At 41.5% G+C, this 6,321-nt stretch carries 5 protein-coding genes; 4 read left to right on the forward strand and 1 reads right to left on the reverse strand.

What is annotated here, in order from left to right:
* Positions 1 to 112: 112 nt before the first annotated feature.
* From AAFM34_RS03725 to AAFM34_RS03735, 3 genes are all read left to right on the forward strand, one after another.
* Positions 113 to 715, forward strand: a complete 603-nt coding sequence (locus AAFM34_RS03725; protein WP_341660101.1) for a nitroreductase family protein — start codon at positions 113 to 115, stop codon at positions 713 to 715.
* Between the two features lie 191 nt (positions 716 to 906).
* Positions 907 to 1,857 carry a LysR family transcriptional regulator gene (locus AAFM34_RS03730; RefSeq protein WP_341660103.1) on the forward strand — a complete coding sequence of 317 codons (951 nt, stop codon included), beginning with the start codon at positions 907 to 909 and terminating at the stop codon, positions 1,855 to 1,857.
* 208 nt (positions 1,858 to 2,065) lie between these two features.
* Complete coding sequence (locus AAFM34_RS03735; RefSeq protein WP_341660111.1) at positions 2,066 to 2,635, forward strand: cysteine dioxygenase family protein; 570 nt, start codon at positions 2,066 to 2,068, stop codon at positions 2,633 to 2,635.
* A gap of 58 nt (positions 2,636 to 2,693) precedes the next feature.
* Here the strand turns inward: AAFM34_RS03735 and AAFM34_RS03740 are convergent, their stop codons facing one another.
* Positions 2,694 to 3,698 (reverse strand): Gfo/Idh/MocA family oxidoreductase, encoded by a 1,005-nt coding sequence (locus AAFM34_RS03740; RefSeq protein ID WP_341660105.1) that lies wholly within the window; start codon positions 3,696 to 3,698, stop codon positions 2,694 to 2,696.
* A gap of 645 nt (positions 3,699 to 4,343) precedes the next feature.
* On the opposite strand from AAFM34_RS03740, the gene AAFM34_RS03745 reads away from it, so the two are divergent.
* Positions 4,344 to 6,167: an ABC transporter transmembrane domain-containing protein gene (locus AAFM34_RS03745; RefSeq protein ID WP_341660107.1), complete on the forward strand. Its 1,824-nt coding sequence runs from the start codon at positions 4,344 to 4,346 to the stop codon at positions 6,165 to 6,167.
* Positions 6,168 to 6,321 lie beyond the last annotated feature (154 nt).

The following is a 6,321-nucleotide window of genomic DNA, read 5'->3' on the forward strand; positions in this document are numbered from 1 at the left end:
TGGCTATTGCTATAGGAATGGTTTTCCTAAGTTAGATGAATAAAGGCAATACAGCTCCCTTTAGAGAAAGAAGTACAGTTATCATTAATAGAATATTAACATGGGAATGCTAATGAAAAATTCATTTTTGCTCGACCTAGAAAGGAGACGTTCTATATATTGCTTGGGTAACAGTGTCACTCAACCCAAGAAGTATATCTCGGATCTTGTCAATAGAGCGATCAAGTTATCGCCCTCGGTATTTAACTCTCAAAGTGCGCGTGTTGTCGTACTATTTGGCAATCATCACTGCAAACTTTGGGCTCTAGTTAAGCATGAGTTAAGTAAGGTGCTGACATCTGACGCATTAGATACAAGCCTATCAAAGATTGATACATGCTTTGCATCAGGTTTTGGTACGGTGCTGTTTTTTGAAGATACTGCAGTGGTTAAAGAATTACAGCAAAGCGATCCCTTATATGCCGATAACATAGAAAGTTGGTCTGAACAGGCCAATGGTATGGCGCAACTTTCGGTTTGGACGGCGTTAGCCGCTGAACATATAGGAGCTTCCCTACAACACTACAATCCAATCATTGATGCAGGTGTAGCGCAAGAGTGGAGTATTCCCAGTACCTGGAGGATGATTGCTCAACTGCCCTTTGGCACCATAGAAAAGCACCCCGAACAAAAATCTTTTGCTAGTGATGAAGAGCGTTGCATTATCTATGAGTAGCTTAGCACATCGCCATAAGTATATTTTGAGCGCTTGCTTACATCCGGTATCCTGTCCAATTTATTTGGGTAACGCAGCCAAGCATACCCACTCTTTAAAAATTTGGAGTGCGCCCAAACTACAGCTCATAAGGCGATAGGTGAATTGAAAGTAAGTTTATTTTTTTATATTGTACAATGAGTTAAGTAAGAATGCCGTTTACAAGCCCAAATATGAATTATCTAAGACGAGTTGATCTCAATCACTTAGTAACCTTACAGGCACTGTTGTCTGAAAAACATATTTCCCGTGCTGCAATTCGGCTCAGTAAAAGCCAACCTGCGGTTAGTCACTCTTTAGCCTATCTTCGAAAAACGTTTGACGATCCACTTCTGATTCGCCGAGCGGGGAAGTTGGAGCTAACGTCGAAAGCCGAAGAACTTCTACAGCCTTTGGAAGAGGCTCTCGCTCAGCTGACAACTTTATTTGAGCCGCCAGAGTTTTCTCCAAGACTCGCAAGCCGAACTTTTCGGATTGCGATGTCAGATTATGGTGCTAGGGTACTTTTACCCAATTTATTGTCTCAGATACGTGCAATTGCTCCGAATATAAAGTTTATCGTAAAGCACGGCAGCAGAGAGGCAATGATAGCTAGTGTTATGGACGGTGAATGCGATATGGCTTTTGGGGTCTTTCCGGAAGTAGGTACAGATCTGCAGACAGAAACACTGTTTGAAGAGGAGTTTATTTGCGTAGCCGATAAGTCTACACTCCCTGAGAGTGGTTACTTGAGCTTATCGGATTGGTTGTCTCGTTTTCACCTACTTGTTGCGCTTAAAGAAGGTGTGGATAATGAAATTGATAGTTCGCTAAGTAGAATCGGACATAAACGTAATATTAGCTTGATCCTTCCTCATTGGAGTATTGCTGGCGAATTAGTGAAAGGTACGGACTTGATACTAACGGTAGCTAAGAGGGCATTGGGAGCATTGGAAAAGCAGCCAGAACTCGTGACATTCAGGCCTCCATTTCACATTGATTCGTTCAACTTTGACGCGATTTGGCATAAAAGAAAGGCAACGGATCCGAGTCATATTTGGCTTAGAAAAATGATTAATCATTCTCTTACAGTCAAGGTTAAAGCTAACTCATTGTGTGTTTAAGGTGTTATTAGTAGCAAATATTTTGATGAACTTTTCTGTGTGTAAATAATTTTCATATTTATTACCCTTTATGTGTGACTTCTGTCGTTAATTGAAGTTCCAGCTTTGCACTTTTGATACATTTACGTGTCTACTGGATCATTATCTTATAACAATAAAGTAACATCGATACCAAGATGGGGAGGGTAACTTGCGACATCCACAGACAATGAGCTTACCAGCACTAGCGGCGTTGCTTGATAGTGACTTTAAACTCAACTTTCAGTCTTTTATCGAGCATATTCAGTTAGTAAATAAACCTATGTCGTTATCAATGATTCGATTTATATTAGACAGTGTGGATCTTAAAGATGACGAAATAAGATCGTTAGCAAGCTTTGATAAAGATAATTATTGTCGTAAGCGTTTATTTAAAAATCAGCATTGTGAAGTATTGATCTTGAGCTGGCTCAATGGTCAAAGAAGTAAGATCCATGATCATCTGAATACAGCTTGCGGTGTTCGTGTATTGAAGGGAGAGGCGACTGAGACTCTATTTGAGACCGCTGAGAATGGTTATATTTATGCGGCCGAATCGACACACCACCCAGAGGGAAGTGTTACCGTGAGTATGGATAATGATATCCATCAAATTTCCAATTTACAGGCGGGTGATAAACCTTTGGTTACTTTGCACGTATATTCGCCCCCGCTGAGCCAGTTTCACTTATATCAACTTGAGAAAGGTCAACCTGAGCTACTGGACTTGCAGTACGACACATGGTTTTATGAGATCTAAGGGGCAATTTTCTCCCTTAATTTAAATGCAGAGAGGCAACTAGCCTCTCTAAACTCGTTTAAACTGTTCTTGCTAAAAGTGTTGCAAATCCTTTGTCGATAAGGCTTTGCTCCATAATGTCGATAACTTTTCGGCTTGTCTCGGTTCTCAGTAGTGGTGAGCTGGTTTCACCATTGAGAATAAGTTCAGAGACGTGAGTTGCTTCATGTTCAAAGCCTCCTCCTACTAATGGGTAAGAGATGACACTATGCTCTCCCTTATAGATCACATCAATCTTAGCTGGATTCCACCATTTGTCATGAATGATTATCTCTATATTAGGACCTTGTATAGTGGCACGGCGCTCTAAATTTTGCGTAATTGAGGCTTTAATATTACCCTTGATGCCTCGTGAAAAGTTGAACTCGATAGTTTCATCTACCTCAGATCCTGGGTTGTCTTGCCAATAGTTGACTTTTGGGGTCGAAATTTCAGAGCCAGTCAGGTGACATAAACTGACATATAACCACAGTGGGTATACCCCTACATCTAGAGTTGCGCCTCCGCACAAGTCGGGGTTGAATATTTGTTGCTCAGTATCAAACTCGTGCCAATTGCCAAAAGCGGCTTTAATTGAAGTGATTTCGATATTGTTTTGAATGATAAACTGGCACAGACTCTGATAAGCAGGGAAAGTGACGGACTTCATTGCTTCTAATAAGAGCACTTTCTTTTCAGAGGCTAGACTCTGCATTTCATCCCAATCTTTCACGGTCGTAAAAGCAGGCTTTTCTACTAATACGTGTTTGCCAGCACTTAAAAACAATTGGGCCATTTCATAGTGAAAAGGATGGATGGTCGCGATGTAAACGGCATCAACACTCGGATCGTTTGCCAGCTCTTGATACGAGGCGTAGGCCTTTTCTGTATTGTACTGATCTGAAAACGCTTGTGACCGTTGTTCTGATCGAGACGCAACGGCGTATAAATACCCATTTTCAACATGCTTGGTTAGGTCATCGGCAAACCTGTGGGCTATTTTTCCTAGGCCAGCAATAGCCCATCGAACACGTGTCTTTACCATTATCCCCCCTTTTTCAGACGCTTGGATAGATATTGATACTAAATGTCAGCTTACACTAAGGTCAATAACTATAATGCTCACAAATCTGGTTGGTATAGTTTACCGATTAATCACAATCCTACTGGTGATCGAATCTTATTTGGGTAGTAATATCAATGGACTTGGTATGTATTGATAGAATGGTGTGGTGAACAATGTATGAGGGACAATTAAAACAGGTAACCTCTTCTCAAAAAATGCAGTACGGGATGTTAATGACAGCAGCCTTTGGTGGTAAAGCAATATCTACTCCAATGTATAGACCACCGACGGTATAGGCGATTATTCTGTTTGCTATTGCGGCTTGACATCTGTTTAGAAAAGCCGCGTTATTAGCTAGCAGTTAAAGATAATATCTCATATGTTTCGGATAGTTAGCTAGAGATTCATTTTTTCTTAATCATTAGAAAACGTTATCCTCTAGGGAGTTTTGACACAGACTCCCTCACCGATGACACATTACCAAATGACAGATCAAGAGCTTCAGCAGCTCCTATTCTTAAATCAATTGGCTGGCGGTACTGAGCAGTGTTAATCTTTTGCCACAAGCCGAGCGAAAGACAAATCTGAGCTTTTAACTAAACTCCCAATTTATTAGGCGGTATTATGCGTGGCGTTCATCAGCCAGACTTGAACAAGTCGACTTCTTCTCTCTCATCAAGCAGTTCGCCCATTACTGAGCGTCGATCTTTGTATGTATTGGTCGAGTTAATACAATTTATTCGTCCATATCGCTGGAAGGTTTCGGCTGCATTGTTGGCTCTAGTCATGACTGCGTGTCTAACATTATCCGTTGGTCAGGGTATCCGATTGCTCATTGATCAAGGTTTTGCCCAGCAATCAGGGCAGGCGCTTAATGTAGCCATTGGCTTTATTTTATTGGTAACGTCATTGATCTCAGTCGGCACATTCTTTCGTTTTTACCTAGTGTCTAGTGTTGGTGAGAGAGTGAGTGCAGATATTCGTCTCGCGGTATTTAATCACGTTATTACACTGCATCCTAGTTACTTTGAAACTAACGGAAGCGGTGACATCATGGCTAGAATAACAACTGACACAACGCTGCTTCAAAGCATCATTGGGTCATCACTTTCAATGGCGATGCGCAGTGCTCTGATGTGCTTAGGCGCCATTATTATGTTGTTTGCGACCAATATTAAGTTAACTCTGATTGTTCTAATCTCTGTCCCCGTTATCATTCTACCCATATTGTTTTATGGTAAGCGGGTAAGACGGCTCTCTCGACAGAGTCAGGATTCTATTGCTGAGGTCGGGAGCTATGCAGGTGAAGCGATAGAGCAGATTAAAACAGTTCAAAGTTACGTTAGACAGAGTTTAGAAAGCCACGCTTTCAGCATCGAAGTAGAGAAAGCCTTTGATATTGGCCGTCAAAGAGTGAAACAAAGAGCAATTCTAATCTCAGGGGTTATCTTAATTGTGTTCAGTGCTATTGCGGGCATGCTATGGGTAGGTGGGAATGATGTGATTAACGGCACCATCTCAGGAGGGGAACTAGCAGCATTTGTGTTCTATTCGATTATGGTTGCATCATCGTTGGCAACAATATCCGAAGTAATGGGGGAGCTACAAAGAGCAGCGGGAGCAACAGAGAGGTTGATCGAACTTCTTCAAGTTGAGAACCAAATTAAGCTCCCAAGCTCGCCTTTGACTGATGTGAGTGGTCTCTCTACTGAACTTAGATTTGATGATGTGATTTTTTGTTACCCATCGAGGCCTAAGCAATCTGCTATTGACAAGCTGACGCTCACAGTTAAACAAGGTCAAGTGGTTGCGTTAGTAGGACATTCAGGAGCAGGAAAAACAACAGTATTTGAGTTATTACAGAGATTTTATGATCCGCAGCATGGGTCAATAACACTGGGCGGTACCGACATTCGCGATTTGGATCTTAACGCCTTACGTCAAAAAATGGCGCTAGTTCCTCAACAGCCTGCTTTGTTTAGTCAAGACGTGTTTTACAATATTCGTTATGGTAAGCCGGATGCTACAGATGAAGAAGTCATCAATGCTGCGAAAAAAGCGCATGCACATGACTTTATTCTTAAATTACCTGATGGCTACAATAGCTTCCTTGGTGAGCGAGGAATTCGTCTGTCTGGTGGGCAACGTCAACGTCTCGCTATAGCACGAGCTATTCTAAAGGATCCAGAGATATTATTACTTGATGAAGCAACGAGTGCGTTAGATAGTGAGAGTGAATATCATATTCAACAAGCTCTTGATGCTTTGATGCACAATAGAACCACGGTCATTATTGCGCATCGTTTATCGACTATTCAACATGCTGATCAGATTGCGGTCTTAGAAGATGGTAAGCTGGTCGATATCGCGGATCATCAACAGCTATTAGAACGCTGCGAGTTGTATCAGCGACTTGTCGCCCTGCAGTTTAATTCAGTCAATGAGTAAATACTGAGAGCAGCCTCAAATCATATTGCCGTTAAGGTTTTTAAAGGTGTAGTTCATAATGAAAATCACATTTACTTTCAAATTAAGAATTGGGTGCTAAATACTGAGGGATCCCCTCATAAATCCGCCAGTGCATAGCCATCTTTTAAGAGCT

Origin of the sequence: Vibrio sp. (assembly GCF_038138445.1) — a bacterium.
Taxonomy (GTDB): Bacteria; Pseudomonadota; Gammaproteobacteria; order Enterobacterales; family Vibrionaceae; genus Vibrio.